This is a genomic window from Woeseia oceani (assembly GCF_001677435.1).
Classification (GTDB): Bacteria; Pseudomonadota; Gammaproteobacteria; order Steroidobacterales; family Woeseiaceae; genus Woeseia; species Woeseia oceani.
In genome coordinates this window covers 1,077,428-1,096,922 of record NZ_CP016268.1, presented here as the reverse complement: position 1 = coordinate 1,096,922, position 19,495 = coordinate 1,077,428, and the positions used below count along the sequence as shown (strand labels likewise).

Genomic DNA, 19,495 nt, shown 5'->3' with positions numbered 1-19,495 from the left:
ACGCAGCCGATCCTCGCAAATCGGGTTACCTCTATGTACATACGGTTTCACGAGCAGGACAAGCAAAATGTTGTACCGGAAACAGCGGCCCGCCCGACGAAAAAAGTACTTAAAACCGCGCACAGCGGCCAGAATAAGCAGTTACTATCACTAATTTCGACCTAAGTCAGACTACGGAGTCCCTCGGATGCAAAGGCACAATCAGGAATGGCTGCAAGACCTCCCCGAAGCATTTCAACGATACCGAGATGGGCGGGACGTCGACGAAGTGGAATGCATAGTTCCTGACCTTGCCGGCATGTCGCGTGGCAAGTCGATGCCCGTACGCATGTTTGATCCGCAACACGAAACGTATTTGCCGGTGTCGATTTTCTACCAGACGATTACCGGCCACGATGTTGAGATGGACATCGCCAATCAGTGGGCGGAAGGTGATCTCGTTCTGAAGGCTGACATGTCAACCGCGAAAGCAGTGCCTTGGGCCAAAGAACCGACCTTGCAGATTATTCACGACCTGTTCGACCGGGACGGCAACCCTGTACGGATCGCACCGCGCAATGTGTTGAAGCACGTTGTTCAGCTGTATACGAACAAGGGCTGGAAGCCGGTCGTCGCGCCCGAGCTCGAGTTCTACCTGATCAAACCCAATATCGACCCTAACGAACCTATCCAGTCGCCTATCGGCCGTACCGGCCGACGCGGCAGCGGCAACCAGTCCTATTCCATGTCCGCGGTCGACGATTACGGCCCGGTTATCGACACTATCTACGATTACGCACAGCATGCCGGTCTGACTATCGACACGGTGATTCAGGAAGACGGTGCAGGCCAGGTTGAGATCAACCTCACTCACGGTGACCCCGTATTGCTCGCTGACCAGGTGTTCTACTTCAAACGTATTATCCGTGAAGCCGCCCTGAACCATGGAATGTTCGCCACGTTCATGGCCAAACCCATGCGAGATCAGCCCGGCTCTGCAATGCACGTGCACCAGAGTATTATCGATGTGGTCAGTGGCAATAATATTTTCAGTGACGCCGAGGGCAAAGCGAGCGAATCATTCATGCATTTCATTGGCGGCTCGCAAAAATACCTGCCGCAGGCGTTACCGTTGATGGCGCCGTACGTTAACAGTTACCGGCGCTTCGAAGCAGACTCCAACTCCAGTGCGCCAACCAATTTCGCCTGGGGCTTCGACAATCGCGCAACCGGTCTGCGAGTGCCGAATTCTTCAGCCGAAAACCGCCGCGTGGAAAACCGGGTTGTGGGTGTCGACTGCAACCCCTACCTCGCGATAGCGGTTGGTCTGGCATGTGGCTACCTCGGCTTGCTGGAAAAAACCGAGCCAGGTCAACCGGCTGCCGGCGAACTTGACGATGACGCCTACAACATACCCACAACGCTGGACGAGGCATTGCGGCGGTTCGAATCGGCTGATGCCGTTCACGACATACTCGGGCAGGAATTCTGCATGATTTACGATGAGGTAAAGCGCGAGGAAATGCGTCAGTTCCATCGTGAAATCAGCCCCTGGGAAAGAGAGCATTTGCTCCTGAATGTCTGAGCACAATCGGTATCGGCACTCAAGAGCTGCATAGGCAACCCTTTGGTTTATTAGCGTCGTGCCGCCGTCAACCAGGGACATGCCTTGATAACGTCGTTGCAATCGGTTGTCATTCAAGTCAGCGTGCCTGCGCTTAACAATGGTTCGCGACCGCTACTTGTTTCCGGTTGCTTTCTTTTAGCCCTATCAGAATTTGGAGACCACAGTGACCCAGGATATCGTGCTGTACACAAACCCAATGTCCCGCGGAAGAATCGCGCGATGGATGCTCGAGGAGGTTGCTGCTCCCTACCGAACTGTGATCCTTGAGTACGGTGCTGATATGAAGTCGCCCGAATACCTCGCCGTAAACCCGATGGGCAAAGTCCCGGCATTGCAGCACGGCTCTGCGATCATCACGGAGTGTGCGGCCATTTGCGCCTACCTCGCCGACGCGTTTCCGGACTCAGGACTGGCACCGCCCCTGACCGAACGCGCCGCGTACTATCGTTGGCTGTTCTTTGTTGCCGGGCCGCTGGAATCTGCGTTAAACAACAAGGCTTTGGGAGTGGAAGTGCCCGTTGAACGGGAGCGCATGGTTGGCTACGGCAAGTTGGCGACAGTGGTCGACACACTTGAAGCCGCGGTCCAGGAACGGCCGTTCATCGCGGGCGATACGTTTTCTGCTGCCGACGTGTACGTCGGCTCGCATGTTGGCTGGGGATTGCAATTCGGCACCCTCGATAAGCGACCCGCCTTCGAGGATTACTGGTCCAGGATAAGTGGTCGCGACGCACTGCAGCGCGCCAATGCCCTGGATGATGTGGACCCGCCCGCCGGGTAACTGCGCGCGAATACCGTTGCCTTCTGCAGGCTGCAGTACCTGGCTAATTGCGCATCGAGGCCTGTCACCGGTCAAGATAGAGCCAATACGGCAACCCGCGTTCATTCGGGCACGGCTCGCCTCGATCGGCAACCTGCGGACCTCGCTGGCTGCCCACTTCCTGGCCGGGACCACGCTCGGTGCTGACGGTCGGTGAAATAGTTGCCCTGCACGGACTGGGGCGCTGTCGCCCTGTTCGGCTCTGCAGACCGCACAGCCCTGCACTGCAGGCGCTTGACGGTACCAGGACTCAATCGGGTACCCGGCTTATCCTACCCGGCAATACCCGCAACAATGTGATCAGGGTCGCAGTCGGGCATTGCGAACACCACCTTGCCGCCTAACAGCCCGCCAATACCAGGCGCAGATCAGTGACTGATGCCACCCATGCAAAGGTATTTGATCTCAAGGTAGTCATCCAGGCCGTATTTAGAGCCTTCACGTCCCTGGCCCGACTCCTTGATGCCACCGAAAGGGGCTGTTTCGCTGGTGGTCATTCCGGTGTTGATCCCGACGATGCCGTATTCCAACGCCTCACTAACGCGCCAGACCCGGCCAATGTCGCGGGAAAAGAAATAACAGGCCAGACCAAACGGCGTATCGTTCGCCATGCGGATGGCATCGTCTTCTGAGGTAAAACGGAATACCGGCGCGACCGGTCCGAATATTTCTTCGTGGAATACGCGCATTTTCTGGTTGACGTTGCTCAATACTGTCGGCTGCACGAAGTTTTGGCCTGCCGAAGCGTAACCGCCGCCAATCACCACTCTCGCACCGTGCTCTTTGGCATCGTCTATCAACGACACGACATTGTTCGCAGCCTTGGCGTTGATCAATGGGCCGATATCGATACCTGCTTCCGAGCCCAGACCCACTTTCAATTCACGCGTTGCAGCGGCCAATTTCTCGATGAACTCATCGTAGATGCCATCCTGCACAAGTATTCTGTTGGCACAAACGCAGGTTTGACCCGCATTGCGGAACTTGCTGGCAATAGCCCCTGCGACCGCACTGTCCAGGTCGGCATCGTCAAACACGATGAAAGGCGCGTTCCCACCCAGCTCCATGGAGGTACGTTTCATGGTTTTCGCACATTCGGCGGTAAGAAATTTGCCGACCGGTGTAGAACCGGTGAAGGTCAGCTTGCGAACAATGGGGTTGCCGGTCAGTTCTTTGCCTATATCGGCCGTCTGGCCGCTCACTACGTTCACGACGCCAGCCGGAATACCGGCGCGACGAGTGAGTTCTGCGAATGCATTTGCCGACAACGGTGTCTCGTTGGCGGGCTTGCAGACCACCGTGCAACCCGCCGCCAACGCGGGCGCAATCTTGCGAGCCAGCATCGCGTTCGGAAAATTCCACGGTGTGATGCAGGCTACTACACCGACAGGCTGACGAACGACGACGATGCGTTTGTCATTGTCCGGTGCCGGTATGGTGTCGCCGTACACGCGCTTGGCCTCTTCCGCAAACCATTCGATATAACTGGCGCCATACGCGATCTCTCCGCGGGATTCAGCAATGGGCTTGCCCTGCTCAGCCGTCATGATTTGCGCAAGATCTTCCTGCGCGGCCATCATCAGATCGAACAGGCGCCGGAGCAGTGCCGCCCGCTGTTTGGCCGGCTTCGCCCGCCAGGCTGGCAAAGCGGCATTGGCAGCGTCTATTGCGCGCCTGGTTTCGCCAGCGCCGCAACGAGCAACGTCCGCAATCCTCTCACCGGTTGCCGGGTTATCGACGTTGTAGCTCGAGCCATCGTCAGCATCCTGCCATTCACCGTTTATGAATGCGCGGGTCTGGAACAGTTGTTTGTCGTCGAGGTTGCTGATGTTCACGGGTCGCTCCAGATAGTACGCCGACCGCCCGCAAGACGGTCTAGGCTGACTGTCCGAGTAGGAGGAAAGCGCAAGACCGACTCAGGGAGTCAGCCGGCAATGTGGGGAATGGGTTATGAAAGTCGGGTATGGTCGCGGTGTCTGACGGTTCAGGTTTTTCGGAGTGGGCCGCGAGGTCCAATCACTGAATGCTCCGGGAAAAGCGAAAACGGGAGGGGCCGAGCCCCTCCCGTCATAATCAGCTTGTCGGGCAAACTGACGGGTCGCTGGTCTGCTGCTTCATATACGCAATCACGTCAAGACGGTCCTGCTCATTCGGAAAACCGGCAAAACCCATAACGGTCCCTGGCAAATAGGAAAACGGTGAAACCAGGAATTCACTGAGGATCTTTTCATCCCAGACGATACCGGATTCGCGCATGGCGCTGGAATAGCCAAAGCCGGGTACCGTACCCGCTTTGCGCCCGAACAGGCCGCAGTGTGCCGGGCCAAGATTATTTTCCTGCATTGCATGACAAGCAGAACATTGAGCGTAGAGCTCTGCGCCGTGGGCAACATCGCCTTTCGGAGCGGATCCGCAAGCCGATAAAGCGGCCATCAGGACCGCCGCTACCGCACTGGCAGCGAAGCTTTTTGGTAAATTCATTGTTGTAGTAACTCCAGTCATACCTAATAGGGTTAAGCCACGGCCAGTCGCAAACAGCTACTCGCAGGCCCGAATAGACGCTACAAGAATATCCATGCCCTGTTCAAGCATTTCGTCTGCGATTGTCAAAGGCGTCAGGATACGCACTGTGTCACCGTACGTTCCGCAGGTCAGAACAATCAGGCCGTTGGACAGCGCGTTGGCAACGATACGTTTTGCACGCTCCGCGTCCGGTTCGTAAGTTGTCGATGGCTTGACGATATCGAACGCCAGCATGGCGCCCTGGCCGCGCAAGTTGGCGATATTCGCGCCGCTGCCTGTCTGCATCAGAGGAGCCAGCTTGGAACGGATGCTCTGGCCAATAGCTTCGGCACGCTCCAGCAGTTTTTCCTCTTCGATAACGTCGAGCACCGCGAGCGCTGCTGCGCAGCCTATGGGTGAGCCGCCATAGGTGCCACCGAGTCCGCCAGGCGGCACTGAATCAATGACTTCGGCACGGCCAATCACGCCTGACAACGGAAAGCCACCGGCGAGGGATTTGGCCACGGTAATCATGTCCGGCTTGACGCCGGTGTGTTCGATTGCAAACACCTTGCCGGTACGCCCGAAGCCGGATTGCACTTCATCGGCGATCAGCAAAATGCCGTGCTGGTCGCAAACAGCGCGCAAAGCCTGCATCAGCTCAGTCGACGCGACGTGGAAGCCGCCTTCACCCTGTACCGGCTCGATGATGATTGCTGCAACCCGTGACGGGTCAACGTCGCACTTGAACAGCGATTGCACGGCGGCGAGTGTGTCTTCCAGCTTGATTCCCCGGTGCTCGACAGGAAACGGTACACGGAAAATCTCAGGCGAAACCGGGCCGGTCATGGCCTTGTACGGTACCGCTTTGCCGGTCAATCCCGAGGTCATCATCGTCCGGCCGTGAAAGGCTCCGCCAAACGCGATTACCGCGGGCCGGCCGGTCGCGCAGCGAGCGATTTTGACTGCATTCTCAACAGCCTCTGCGCCACTCGTAAACAGGGCAGTTTTTGCCGGACCCGCTATGGGTGCGATCGCATTCAGGCGCTCCGCCAGTTCCACGTAAGACTCGTAAGCCATGACCTGGAAAGCGGTATGACTGAAGCGTCCGAGCTGCTGCTGAACCGCTTCCATGATCCGGGGATGACGATGACCCGTCGCAAGCACGCCGATGCCACTCGCAAAGTCGATATAGCGTCGCCCTTCGGTATCATGGATTTCCGCGTTCTCGGCCGTATCGGCAAAAAACGGCGTTGCGGTCGCTACACCGTGTGCGACTGCATTGCTGCGACGCTCCAGTAAAGTCGCGCCCGTTGATTCTTTTTTGGCAAGTTCTTGCATGATGATATTCCGTGAAAATAGCCCGTTCCCGAGCATGAGCGGGCCAGCCGGTCAAGCTCGGGAACGGGTGCAATGTTGCGCGGATCAGCTACCAGTAACCGTTGCTAGCTTCCTGTTTAACTCTATCGTGAATCCGAACCGCTGGTGCGTTCGCCCTTGAGGACCTCTGCACCCGTCGCTGACGCTGACAGACTGCCGTTCCTGACCTCCTGCAGCAAAGCCGCTTTCGCTTCATCGCCGTCCGGGTGAACAATATAGACCTGAGTCAGCTTCGCATCCAGTGAGGTCGAGATTGCGGTGTTTTCACCCGTATTCTGATCCGGATAGGCATCCGCAAAGCGGCGTAGTGCCTTGTACAAAGACACACCGGAAATCTGGCCGTTGCTGAGATGGTGCGTTGAATCATTACGAATCAACTGCTTGTAGTAGGTATCAACATCCGCATAGCCGGCAATGACGCCTGTAGCACCCGTTGGCGTCAGGTTGAACTGCACCCGCATGTCCCGAATCAACTGGAATGTCGGTACGCCCAGGTTCATCCACGGAATGAGCATCTCTGCCACTGGCTCGGTCGTCAGAACACCGTCAACAATCTTGCCAGTGGTCTGCTGGATGAGACGCCGCCCCCAGCGGGTATCGATTCGCTGCGATCCACCCGCAATCACCTTGTCGCCAGTTGCATCAGTCAGCAACTTATCCATGCCGCGATAAATCGTCATTACGACGTGGTCATCGTTCTGCAGGTCATCGACGCCGGTCAACTCGAACATCGTCCGGTTGTAAACGGCGTCTGTGATCGCCTTGTTCTGGAAAATGTACTCGACACCGTCCGGACCACGAAAACCGATGATGCAACCAACGGCGCGATACACCTGGTTGTCGATGCCTTGTTCGCCGTTTGGGTGCTGGTAGTCGTTTTCGTCAACTTTGCCGTCCAGATTCAGTCCGTAGGAATACGGACCTGATGCCGAGTGGAACACAAAGTCTTCGGGCTCCGTGGTCGGGTGCCAGGTTTCAATTTCACGGGCCAGGCGCGTATTGACCACGGTCCGCTTGGCCGGATCCGGGTACAGTATGTCGTACTGTTCCCGCGGCCCGTCATTGAAGCCTTGCGGGCATTCTTCTTTGGCATTCGGTGTTTGATAGACCGACCAGAACAAGTCCGTCAAGGCGAAGCCAATAGTGCCGTTGGGCGGTGCCGCATTCTCCTGCGCCATACTGACAGAACTGAACAAGAGTCCCAGCGCAGCGCAGCCCACTGCCGCGAGCACACTACGCGATCCAGCACGATTACGCGGCATCAGCGCAGCCAAACTACCGTTGTTCGTATCTTTCGCCATCAGAGTATCCCCCTGAAGTAGTCATCTCTTACAAAGAATGCCTTGAGGCCGTTTCGCTGACCGCGCCATTCGCCTGTCCCGGCACCGTTCAGGTCGCCGGGTTTCTCGTCACCGCCATAGGTGTAAACCGGTCGGTCCCGGTATGTCCATACTCGCAGCGCGCCTTCCTGCCCCTCGCTGGCGTAACGGCCGGTCTGTGGGTCGATAAGGGCAATCTTCCAGGTTCGATTATCGCTGGTTTCGCTGGCACCCGCTTCGACGTACGGCCAGTGCAGCAGGCATTTCTCGATGTCGCCGCCACCGCACATCGCAAGTCGGTAGACTTGTGTGTCGCTGGGGTGATCACAACTCAACTGGTCCATCGAATCATCGCCACATATGTAAGTGTATATACTCATACCCCGGCGATCAGCGAGCACCTGGCCAACCAGCGTCTCCTGAACCGTAAAGCTCGCCGGAGGCTCTGGCGTGTGCTGCGTAAAGACATTCGACCAGCCTGGCTCGTCGCTGCCCAACTGGCTCCAGGAGCCAGAGTCCCGGGCATAGGTGTAGAGAGGCTTGCCCCGGTACACCCACTGAAACAAACCTGGCGAACGTTCAAACGTGGTCCAGTCCCCCAACGGTCTGGCCATTGACGGCGCGATCACCGGATTCCAGACCTGCGCGCATTCGTGATCGCAGACGGTACTGTCAGCCGTATCACCCTCGTTCGCGTAGATCGACTCGTTCTTGTCCGTGGTCAACATACGGCCAATGGTTGTCGTGCGCACGTCAAACCCCGGCGGAACTTCGGGACTGGGTTTGATCGGCACCCGTACCGCCGGAGAATCTCCGCCGCTACGCCGTGTTGAACCGCCGTAAACATCGCCCGGCTCAACATCGAGAACGGACGTATACAGGGGCTGCTCGTCGTAGGCCCATTGCCGGGACCCGTCTTTGCGCTCGAGAATCGTCCATTCGCCAATGTCTTCTGCATCATCCGCGGCAAATACCGGTGGCCACAAGTCAGTGCAACTTGGGCGAGTATCCAGGTCCGGCAGTGTGACGCCCGGGGGGTAAGGGCTCATCAAACCCGCCGTCACCGTCAGTACTTCGTCGTAGCAGCCGGGTTTGCCCGGAGCCTCACCACTGTAGCCATTGCGCAAACGCGACAATGGCCACTTGTACAAGGTTCGCCCTTGCTCGTCGGCGAAGACCGGGCCTTCTGTTTCCGTGTGTTCAACACGAAAGCCGGCGGGCATCGGTTCGTCAACGTAGGCTTCCAGCATGGCGGATTCGCCAGCCAGATGATGGTCAGCCAGTGACAGCGGTGACAGTGCAAACATCAGCACAGCGGTGCACGCTGTGAGCATCGTCGTTAGGCAGCCGGCACGCGTATGGCACCTGTTTTCGTTCGCAAACATATGAATTCCCGGATCCATCAACACGCAACCGGCGCCGCTACCAGGAGCGCGCCGGGGCGTGCGGACAAATCGAATAGCTTATGCCGTCAGGCGAGGATCTCGCTGATCTCATTGGACGTTTTGTTGCTCTGATCACCCCAGGACGGTACATCAACGCCCATGAGTCGCAGTGCCGTATAGCCCAGTCGTGTACCCGGACTTGTGCCACCGTCCAGATGCATTCCCGACTTGATACGGCCACCGGCACGACCCGCACTGAACATCGGTATACCTTCGATGGAATGAATCTTGGCAAACGACTGATCCGTCGATGCATAGACAAAAACGTTGTCCAGCATCGTGCCGTCGCCTTCTTTGAAGTTAGCCAGCGACTGAACGTAGTACGACCACTCTTCCATCGCGCGGCGCGTGTACCACGAGACGTTCGGCTGGCAATGTTCTTCTTCGACCACCGCTTCTTCATGAGTGGCAGTGTGATGCGGCTTGTCATAGCCGGGCTTCGTGGTCGCCGAGAACGCGGCGGCATAAAACATGTTGAAGACCCGCGTTTGATCGCAAGCCACCGCCATTAGCATCAGATCGGTCATCATGCGGTGACGCTTGGCAACGAGATCGGCGTCGAGACCGGTAGGCAGGTCTTCAGGCCGCGGGCTTACCACACACGCTTCACGCGGATCCGGCTTGGTCAATTGCAGGTCGAAGCGACGTTCCAGGTCACGCAGGCCGGTAAAGTACTGGTCCAGCCGTGCACGGTCTTCGGTACCCAGTTCCTTGCTCAGCTTGCGGGTTTCTTCCAACACGTGTGACAGCGCGCTCTTGCGGACAAGTACGCGTGGGTCGGGTTTGAACTCCGCACCATTCGGGTCCTGAAAGTCGCCGCCAAACAGGCGTTCGTAGAACCGCAATGGCGACCACTCCGGAGCGTTAACAGAATTGCCGTTTTCGTAGCTGAAGCTGTCCCGCACGTCGCCCGTCGCGGTCGCACTCAGAATACGGAAACGCGTGCTGTTGCCAATCTTCTTGGCGACAGTAACGTCAATGGTTTCGCCCGGCCGGTTCGCACTCGTTAACGGTGCGATACCGGACCGCAGGATTACCCAGCCCGTGTGGTGACAAAGATTCGGTGCCGCATCTTTGAACACATGGTAGTTGGTAAACATGTTGATGTGCTGTTGAACCGGCTTCAGCGCAGCCACTTCTGGCGGCAGTTCGTAATTCGTCCCGGTGGTCTTCGGCACGAAGATCTCTTTATTCATGCCCAGTCCCCAGGACCAGGTGCCGAATCGGGTCGGTATCGGCGCGCCGGATGCCAGCGCGGTGCCGTTGTCGTTCAGAAAGCAATTAAGGAGCGGAAGGCCGATGGTGACTGCCGTGCCGTTCACCATTCCTTTCAAAACCCGACGTCTGTTCAGCTTTTTCATTCGACTACCTCCTTGTCCTCAATCTAGTTCGGGGTACGGGCAAGGTGCGACTGCACAATGCTGCTCGCACTGGCGACAACAGCTTCTGAGCGGTTACCGGGGCGTACCTGTTTGAACACCTGACTCGTTGCAATGTCGCGCAACAGGTCTTTCACTTTGTAACCTTGTTCGACAAAACGTGCTTCAAAGAATTCGAGAACCTCGCGGTCACTGCGCATGTCCACCGGACCACCAGTACCGTAGGCGTACGCGCGATTGACCAGGCAGGTCGGCAACTTTTCATGGTCACGCAACGCAACCGCGAGACCGTCCGGATCACCGTAATTGACGCCGTCCAGCACTCCGGTCGTGTCGATCACGACATTATTTTCTTTCTCCCGGTAGTTGCCGGCGCCGTCAAAATTCTCCAACGCCAGACCAATCGGGTCGGTGATCAAATGACAACCAGCGCACGATGGGTTGGTGGTGTGAATATCAATACGCTCTCGGGCCGTCGCTACATCACCGGCATCTTCCAGCAATGAAAAGTCAACATCGGGCGGCGGAGGCGGCACAACCTGGCACAAAAACAGCTCGCGCAGTGCTTTGCCACGCAAGGTTGGTGAACTGCGCACTGAGTGCGAATGCGCGGCAAGGAAGCTGACTTGTGTCAACAAACCCGCACGCTTACTGTCCTCCGGAAACTCATAGGGCACCCATCCGTTGTTGGTGGGTACACCGTATATTGCCGCGAGATTCATCGACATGAACGTGTTTCGCGTCGTAAACAGGTCGCGGTAATCGAGATCGCGTATCAGCACATGGTCGATCACTGTGCGTAATGTCTGTTCGCGGGCATCAGCGAGTGTCGCACCGGTGACCGTTGGGTAAACGACAGGGTCTTTTGCCAGACTCGCGAAGTCGTCGAATTCCATCATGTCGTCAAAGAATGCACGCAGGCCGTCTTCAAGTCGCGAACTGGACAGCATGCGCTCCACGGTTCTGGCAAGACCATCCTCCGTATCGAGTTCGCCGTTCTCAGCAGCATCCAGCAACTCCGCATCGGGCGCCGAATTCCACAGGAAAAAGCTCAAGCGCGACGCGAGCGTAAATGCATCCAGACGTTCCTGCCCCGGATTGTCGGGATCAGGTTCGGAGGACTCTACGATAAAGATGACTTCCGGACTGATGAGCATGACTTCCAGTGCAACGGCCAGTCCCGCGTAAAAGTCATCCGTCTGGAGTGCGCCATCGGCCGCTACGTCCGCCAACACCGACACATGCATTTCATCGAGCGGGCGGCGGTACAGCAGCCGGCCCGTTTCTTTCAGAAACTCGGTGGCGCAGAGATTGTCCGGCTCGGTCAGTGATTCGGGTTTACAGGGAATCAGGAAATCGCGGTGCTTCTTGTCCACCACTTTCGCGGCTATCGCCGTTGCGGCTTGCTGCAACTGCTGCGCCTGGTCCGAGGTCAACCCGACCGACGCAGCGCCGGACGCGAGCAGACCATCGGTTCGCGTCAGCGGTGGCAAGGGTGCGGGGACGGCATTACTGATATCCGCCCCGAAAATATCAGCCATCGTGTTGGAGAACTGCTCGCCGGTCATCAGGCGAACGCGCAGCGGTGTGCCCGAACTTTCCGGTTCAGCCAGCTCGCTTCCTCCACAGGCTGTCAGCAAGGTGGCAGCCGCCATTACCAACCAGCCGGCCAAGGCACCCTGACGGGGCTGGTCGGCCAAAGCGGGAACAGCGACTTCTGCCGTTCCGGATGGAGTCTTGTTTTCGTACTGGCGCATGCTGGAGCCCCCCGGCTCGAATGGACCTTGATCTGAAAGTCGGGTTGCAAAACGGCCCGATACAAACAATCTGATTGTCACACTTAATCTTTGGCCCAAATTCTTCGCTGATACTACGCGAAGAAAAACAAATCGCAACGTGCGACCGGCCTCGACTGGTCCGTCTGGCGCAACCCCTTGCTGCACCAGACAGCCAATCAATTCAATAACTTACAGCGACACCCGAACACCAGCCCGGAATACCCGGCCTTGTGTATCGTAGTTTGCCGCATTGGTCGAAACGGTATCGTAAGGAATACCACCCGGACCACCTACTGCCAGTACCGGATCCTTGTTCGCGAGATTCTTCACGTTCAGGAACCACTGCACTTCAATGCCGTTATCGCTACCGGCGTAGGTGGTCTTGCTCAACGACAAATCCAGGTAAGTAGCACCGGACAGGTGATTCACATTGATTGTCGGGTTCGCAATCGTAGAAACCGGGCAACCCGATACACATTCAATCTGCGTATTGCTGAACACGCCGTCGCTGACGCCGCGAGCGTTCAAGGTCGCCGAGAAGGTTTCGCGACTGAAGTTAAGCGATGCATTCCAGCGCCAGTCCGGTGGACCACTGCCACGGTTCTCACCAACGGTATCGGTAGGCTGGGTCAACGTGTCATCGCGGTAGTTCTCGATGAAGTGTGTCGCCAGGAAGCGCATGCCGATGTCGCCGCCGAAGACTTGTGCCGGCAACGCGTAGCTGGCTTCGAGGTCCACGCCACTGGCCAGCTGTTGCGCCAGGTTGAAAGGCTGAATGCGAATCGTGTTTCGATCCGAGCCCGTCGTCTCCCGCAATGGGCTGCCATTGTTGATGGCCGCACAAAAGTCTGTGTTCCCCTGGAAGCAAAGGTCGACGATGTTCTGTGCCGAAACCGTATTGATTGCGTCGGACACGTCAATTTCCCAGTAGTCAGCTGAAGCGCTGAAGCCCTGCAGGAACTCAGGCTGGAACACGAGGCCAATACCAAAGGAATCAGCAATTTCAGGCCGCAGTGCGGTGTTACCGCCGGTAATGTTCTCGGTGGTTACGGAGTTGCCTGTCGCATTATCGATGACGTTCTGGTTAACACTGAGTCCTGCGTTGAACAGGTCACTCAGGTTCGGCGCGCGGATATCGCGTGACACGGTGGTGCGCAATGTCAGCGAATCGATCGGCATGTAGGTCAGACCGGCTTTCCACGTCTCCACGGAGCCCGAGGTGCTGTAGTCGGTGAAACGAACGGCAGCGTTCAGGTCGAGAGCGCGTGCCCAGGACCTGTCAACGGCCAGCGGTACGATCGTTTCCATGAACAGTTCGGTAACATCGTATTCGCCAAACGTCGGTCGGTAGTTGCCGGCGAAGAATACGCGCTGCAGGTCAAGCTCGGTCGAAGCACCCGATGATTTTTCCTTGCGGTATTCCAGACCGGTTGCGAACGATACGTCCCCAGCCCAGTTCGTGAACGGCGCGCCTTGTACGGCGACACCGGCCGATTCCTGAACAAATTTCTGATCACGATGCGATACGTCGCCGACCACGTAGTCAAGCGCAGCTGACGTGTTCACGCCGATACCAAACGGATTGTAGGGTACGCAGCCATTGCCAGGATCGGTCAGGCTTGAACGGCAAACAATGGCGCCGGTGTCCGGATCGATAACCGAATCCATGGCTTCGTCAACAGCAACCAGATTGGACGAGTTGTACGCGGACTCGGAACCTTCGGAAACGCCGTACTGATAGTACGCATCCCAGCCCCAGGAGGAACCGAACGCGTCGAAGTCACCGGTAATGCCCAGTACGTTGCGCGTCACGACGCGGCCCGTGTCGATAGATACGGTACCCATGTCGCGCAATGAATGACCCATTTCGAATTCGGTAATGCCGAGCGTCGCGATCTGCGCGGCAACACTGGCCGGTATGAACGGATTGTCAGCCTGAATCATCAAGCCACCGAAGTAACCGTCATTCGGGTAGGCGTGCGAATAGTTGCTGTTCTTGTACCAGTTGGACTGGAAGTAAATTTCCGCCGCGTCAGTCAATGCAAAGCTGGCGCGGGCGAACAGGTTGCGGCTGCCAATGCGCGGCTCGATAGACTGACCAACCAGGTGCAGCGAACTGTCTTCCCAGTCGCCGCCTTGCATGGCACTGCCGGAAATTAACGGACCAAACTGGAACTGATAAGGCGTTCCACCTTCACCGAAAGCAACCCCGCGCAGCGGGCCGTCAACGATCAGGCCACCGGGCGTTGCATTCGACGGCGCAATCTCTGACAACAGCAAACGCCGTGGCTGTCCATTCGTATCCGTGTAGTCCGGATTATTGATAATCTGCCAGCCCTGCAAGTTCCAGGGACGGTCACCGGTGATGACGCCGTGCTGGCGCTTTTCCTGCCCGCTGACAATAAGGTGCCCACGGCCATTCGCAAACTCGGTACCCGCAGTCATCGCGATACTGAAGTTGCCATTGTCACCGTAGCTTGTGATGCCGCCGGACAATTCGGATTTAAAGCCAACGTAGTCTTTATCAAGAATGAAGTTGACTACACCACTGACTGCGTCTGAACCGTAAGCGGCAGAAGCACCGCCGGTTACCACTTCAACGCGCTCGATCAGCTGCTGGGGAATTGTGTTGACATCGACCAGACCAGTAATGGTTGACGGCACAGAACGCTGCCCGTCAAGCAGGACCAGGGTCCGGTTGGTGCCCAGATTGCGAAGATTCACTGAAGCTGTGCCGGCCGCGCCTGAACTGACGTTCTGGCTGCTGCTTTGCGGCGTGTAGTTGCCGGCAAAACTTGGCAGATTGGTGAGGTAATCAATCAGGTTTGGTGCCGCCTGACTTTGAATCTGTTCGCTGCCCACGACCGTCGTTGGGGTTGGCGAATCATAGCCGTCCCTTACGATGCGGCTGCCGGTGACGACCACTTCCTCTATAGCAGCGCCTGCGGGCTGCTGTGCCAGTGCTGCGCTGCTGCCGCCTGCTGCTACCGCAAGCGACACTGCGACAGCGGACAGCAGGCGAGTCATCGACCCGACTGGACTCGCCTTGCGCGCAGCATCTGTAAGTAAAGGCGTTGCCGCCGTCCGTTCAATCACCATCTTTCGTCCCCCGCTTGGAAATACTTATGCGTTATTTCAGGCTTTTTTGTAAACTTTGGCAAATTATTTGTGCAGTTCGCCAACGATTATGCGACTATACTAGTCTTTATTAAACAAATTGCAACATTTCGTGCCGGTACAGAATTTACCGCACCGTCGCTCACCGCGTCAGTGCCCCACCAGTGTCGGGCGGTACTTTTGACCGCTCAGCACAGTGGCTATAGATTCACACGCACACATCACTCCACCCACAGAAGCATTCGCTGTGGCGTGCACTTGGACAAAGAGAAAAGCCAGGCCATGCAAGAACTTGCACAGGCAACGGCAATTACAATCCTGCGGGGGGATTAATAGATGCTAGTAGATATCGTGGTTATCGTTCTGTATGCGGCCGGAATGCTGACATTAGGCTGGATCGGCATGCGCCGTTCAGACTCCCAAGAAGACTACCTTGTCGCCGGCCGAAATCTTGGGCCGTCATTATACATGGGTACGATGGCCGCGACTGTATTGGGCGGTGCCGCGACCATCGGCGGCGTGCGTCTCGGCTACGTGCACGGTATCTCCGGTGTCTGGCTGTGCGCTTCTTTGGGCATAGGCATCGTCCTGCTCAACCTGTTCCTCGCCGAACCGCTGATGAAACTGCGGATATTCACGGTAACGCAGGTACTCGAACGCCGCTACAACCCGATCACGCGGCAACTCAGTGCCGTCATCATGTTTGCCTACGCGCTGATGATCGGCGTTGTATCCACGCTGGGTATAGGCACGATCCTGCAGGTATTTCTCGGCCTGCCCTTGTGGTCGGCCATTCTCTTGAGCGGTGGCATCGTTGTAATCTATTCAACAATAGGCGGCATGTGGGCGTTGACGTTGACGGACATGGTCCAGTTCATGATCGCCACTGTTGGCATGTTTTTCCTGTTGCTGCCGATGTCGCTGAACCAGGCCGGTGGCTGGGATCAATTGATGGCGGTACTGCCGCAGTCGGCTTTCAGCTTTACGGCCATCGGTACTGACACCATCATTACCTACATTCTCATATACACATTCGGGGTATTGATCGGCCAGGATATCTGGCAGCGCGTGTTTACTGCCCGGAGCCCAAAGATTGCCCGCTATGCAGGCAGCGCGTCGGGCCTGTATTGCATACTTTACGGACTTGCTGCCGCCGTCATCGGCATGAGCGCCAGAGTCTTGCTGCCGGATCTCGACGACGTCAACAACGCCTACGCCGCCGTAATTCAGACCAGCTTGCCGGAAGGCGTTCGCAGCATCGTGATCGCTGCGGCAATGGCCGCCATGATGTCGACGGCCAGCGCCGGATTGCTGGCCGCATCCAGCACCTTCACAGAAGACCTGCTGCCGCGTTTTCGCGGCGGCCAACCGTCCGGTTTGCGAATCAACCGAATCGGCACGATGTTTACGGGCGCCCTCGTACTCGTGGTAGCCCTGGTTGTCGATGACGTACTAAGCGCGCTGGCCCTTGCTTACAACATGTTGGTTGGCGGCATGTTGATTCCGCTGATCGGCGCGATTTTTTGGCGTGCGGCGACACCGGCTGGCGCGACGGCCAGCATGTCACTTGGCTTCATAACCGCTGCAATATTTATGTTCCGCGATGGTATCGATGCCAACACACCCATTTACTACAGCCTCGCAATCGGCCTTGCGAGCTTCGTCATTGTCAGCCTGCTTACGCAGCGCCCAGCGGTAGTACAGAGCTCTGCCTGAGTGCAGGTATTACCAGAGGCGCTGAGTAAGCAACTTTCACTACGAACTCGAATCGGCTGTAACGCCGACTGCATTGAGACAAGTCAAGGATCACAGAATGGATCGCAAGAACCTGGATCGGCTACGTTCCAAGTACACGGATGGCCACAGCGAAAAGGAGCTCAACCCCATATTCCAAAGAGTGTCCGAACAACTCTTTAATGCGGAAGGCACGCGCAACGCACCTTACGCTGGAATTTCGACGCTGTTGTCCGCTCCGTACATGCCTAGCGCAGCCAGCAGTGACAATTTCGAGAATCTGCAAGTGGCCCTGGTCGGCGTACCGATGGACCTTGGCGTAAGCAATCGCCCTGGCGCACGTTTCGGACCACGAGCGATGCGCACCATCGAGCGGATCGGTCCTTACAACCACGAGCTTGATTGCATGCCCGTCAGTGATTTACGCGTCGGTGACATCGGCGACGTACCGTTTCGCAGCCGCTTTTCTCTCGACAGCTGTCACGACGACATTGAATCGTTTTTCACCCGGATCGTAAAAGCCGGTGTAGTCCCACTCGCGGTCGGTGGCGATCACTCGGTTACGCACCCGATTTTGCGCGCATTTGGCAGCGACCAACCAGTCGGCATGATTCACTTCGATGCGCACTGCGATACCGGCGGCGAATACGACGGTTCGAAGTTCCACCACGGCGGGCCATTTCGCAATGCCGTGCTTGACGGCGTGCTCGACCCCGCACGCTCCATTCAGATAGGCATCCGCGGCTCCTCAGAATACCTGTGGGAGTTCTCGGAAGATGCCGGCATGACCGTCATGCATATCGAAGACATCAATCGATTGGGCTGTGACGCGGTGATCGCGAAAGCGAGAGAAGTTGTTGGCGACGGCCCCGTGTACGTCACGTTTGACGTCGATGCACTGGACCCGGCTTTCGCGCCAGGCACGGGCACGCCGGAAGTCGGCGGCATGAGCAGCCGGGAAGCGATTCAAATACTGCGCGGTCTGAAGGGCCTGAATATCGTCGGTGGTGACGTTGTTGAAGTCGCGCCGCAATACGATGCAACTACGAACACGGCCCACATAGGATCGCAACTGTTGTTCGAAATATTGAGTCTGATGGTATTCAGCCCGGCGCTAACCGGGCAACGCAAATGAAACACATCCCGGATAAGCGAGCAAACAGGTTAGCAGCGCTACTCTCCGCTGCCGCATTCGGCTTGTATGCGTCCGGCAGCGCGGCTGACGGCGAACAAGGGTCAACAGCTGCCAGGTTAACGGCGTTCGAGAATGTACGCCTGGTAACTGCAACGAACCTCGGAACTATCGAGTCAGCCACGTTACTGCTGGACGGCAACTCGATACTGCAGGTTGGCGCAGGTATTGCAGTACCGGCGGGTGCACGACGTATTGATGCCCAAGGCAAGACGATTGTACCTGCGTTTATCGACACCCATGCTCACACAAATCAGTCACGCGAGAGTTTGCTTCGTGACCTGCGCCGTCTCGCCGTGTTTGGAGTCGGCACGGTTGCCAGTCTGGGGGTTGATACCAGCGACGCCGCTTTCGATGTTCGCGACCAGCCGGTGGACGGTGCGGCCCGCATTCTTACTGCAGGGCGCGGCATAACCGCACCCGAAGTTGGCCGGGAAACGGCACCGATCTGGATCACCAGCCCTGAGGAGGGACGCGACGCCGTCCGCGACAACGTCACACGCGGTGTCGACCTGATCAAAATCTGGGTAGACGACAGGAACGATCGCTACCCGAAACTGGACAGTCCGTTGTACAGCGCCGTAATTGCAGAAGCCCATGCCAGCAATCGCCAGGTGACGGCACACGTTTTCGAACTGAGCGATGCCAAGGGCCTGTTACGAGCAGGTGTCGATGCATTTGCACACGGCATACGCGATCGCGATATCGATGACGAGTTCATGCAACTCCTTGCGCAGAACCCGGTGGTGTTGAACCCGAATCTGCCGGCACGCGGCGTCGCAACAGATTACCAGTGGCTCGCTCCGCTGGTTGCAGCGACCGAGATCGAGAAGCTTGAACAGGCCAGCAATAGAGACGCGGATGCCCGTGCCTTTTTCGATTTGCAGGCACGCAATTTGTTGCGCATGCACAGGCATGGAACGCTAATCGTACTTGGCACAGATACCAGTTTTGATTTTCCGGGCGGTGACAAACCGTGGTCTGTTCACGAAGAAATGGCCGACATGGTCGCTGCGGGCATGAGCCCCCTGGATGTCATCCTTGCCGCAACTCGCAACGCGGCTGAATTTCTGCAGCTCGCCGATCGTGGCACGCTGGCACCTGGCATGTCCGCCGACTTTGTAGTGCTGGAGGGCAATCCGCTGGACGACATTACGAACACCCGCACAATTGCTGCCGTTTACCTGCGCGGAAAACCGGTCGATCGGGCCGAACTGCCCTAG

13 protein-coding genes are annotated in these 19,495 nt (G+C 57.3%); 5 read left to right on the top strand and 8 right to left on the bottom strand.

Going from position 1 to position 19,495, the window contains the following annotated elements; all coding sequences use genetic code 11:
• The first annotated feature begins 187 nt into the window (after nt 1-187).
• Together BA177_RS04640 and BA177_RS04635 are read left to right on the top strand one after the other, a co-directional pair.
• Entirely contained in the window at nt 188-1,564 is a 1,377-nt protein-coding gene (locus BA177_RS04640) for a glutamine synthetase family protein (RefSeq protein WP_068613508.1), read from the top strand.
• Between the two features lie 205 nt (nt 1,565-1,769).
• Complete coding sequence (locus BA177_RS04635; protein ID WP_068613504.1) at nt 1,770-2,387, top strand: glutathione S-transferase family protein; 618 nt, start codon at nt 1,770-1,772, stop codon at nt 2,385-2,387.
• Nucleotides 2,388-2,794: 407 nt separating this feature from the next.
• On the opposite strand, the gene BA177_RS04630 is transcribed toward BA177_RS04635, so the two are convergent.
• The 8 genes from BA177_RS04630 to BA177_RS04595 form a co-directional block, all read right to left on the bottom strand.
• Nucleotides 2,795-4,261, bottom strand: coding sequence for an NAD-dependent succinate-semialdehyde dehydrogenase (locus BA177_RS04630; RefSeq protein WP_082989871.1), 1,467 nt, complete (start codon nt 4,259-4,261; stop codon nt 2,795-2,797).
• Between the two features lie 238 nt (nt 4,262-4,499).
• Entirely contained in the window at nt 4,500-4,907 is a 408-nt protein-coding gene (locus BA177_RS04625) for a c-type cytochrome (RefSeq protein ID WP_068613498.1), read from the bottom strand.
• A gap of 57 nt (nt 4,908-4,964) precedes the next feature.
• On the bottom strand, nt 4,965-6,269 hold the full coding sequence (gene gabT, locus BA177_RS04620; RefSeq protein ID WP_068618900.1) for a 4-aminobutyrate--2-oxoglutarate transaminase: 1,305 nt from the start codon (nt 6,267-6,269) through the stop codon (nt 4,965-4,967).
• Nucleotides 6,270-6,391: 122 nt separating this feature from the next.
• A complete protein-coding gene (locus BA177_RS04615) occupies nt 6,392-7,609 on the bottom strand; it encodes a hypothetical protein (protein WP_068613495.1) in 1,218 nt (405 codons plus the stop codon).
• On the bottom strand, nt 7,609-8,934 hold the full coding sequence (locus BA177_RS04610) for a COG4315 family predicted lipoprotein (protein ID WP_197493336.1): 1,326 nt from the start codon (nt 8,932-8,934) through the stop codon (nt 7,609-7,611). The genes BA177_RS04615 and BA177_RS04610 overlap by 1 nt, the downstream gene beginning before the upstream one ends.
• Nucleotides 8,935-9,098: 164 nt before the next feature.
• The gene (locus tag BA177_RS04605) at nt 9,099-10,433 is read right to left on the bottom strand and encodes a DUF1552 domain-containing protein (protein ID WP_068613489.1); all 1,335 of its coding nucleotides are present in this window, start codon (nt 10,431-10,433) and stop codon (nt 9,099-9,101) included.
• Between the two features lie 23 nt (nt 10,434-10,456).
• On the bottom strand, nt 10,457-12,208 hold the full coding sequence (locus BA177_RS04600) for a DUF1592 domain-containing protein (protein WP_082990279.1): 1,752 nt from the start codon (nt 12,206-12,208) through the stop codon (nt 10,457-10,459).
• Between the two features lie 210 nt (nt 12,209-12,418).
• The gene (locus BA177_RS04595; protein WP_068618897.1) at nt 12,419-15,256 is read right to left on the bottom strand and encodes a TonB-dependent receptor plug domain-containing protein; all 2,838 of its coding nucleotides are present in this window, start codon (nt 15,254-15,256) and stop codon (nt 12,419-12,421) included.
• Between the two features lie 426 nt (nt 15,257-15,682).
• Between BA177_RS04595 and BA177_RS04590 the strand changes: the two genes are divergently transcribed.
• The 3 genes from BA177_RS04590 to BA177_RS04580 all read left to right on the top strand — a co-directional run bounded on the left by BA177_RS04590 (nt 15,683) and on the right by BA177_RS04580 (nt 19,495).
• Nucleotides 15,683-17,062 (top strand): sodium:solute symporter, encoded by a 1,380-nt coding sequence (locus tag BA177_RS04590; protein ID WP_068613482.1) that lies wholly within the window; start codon nt 15,683-15,685, stop codon nt 17,060-17,062.
• Nucleotides 17,063-17,159: 97 nt separating this feature from the next.
• Nucleotides 17,160-18,215, top strand: coding sequence for an agmatinase (gene speB / locus BA177_RS04585; protein ID WP_068613479.1), 1,056 nt, complete (start codon nt 17,160-17,162; stop codon nt 18,213-18,215).
• On the top strand, nt 18,212-19,495 hold the full coding sequence (locus BA177_RS04580) for an amidohydrolase family protein (RefSeq protein WP_068613476.1): 1,284 nt from the start codon (nt 18,212-18,214) through the stop codon (nt 19,493-19,495). The genes speB and BA177_RS04580 overlap by 4 nt, the downstream gene beginning before the upstream one ends.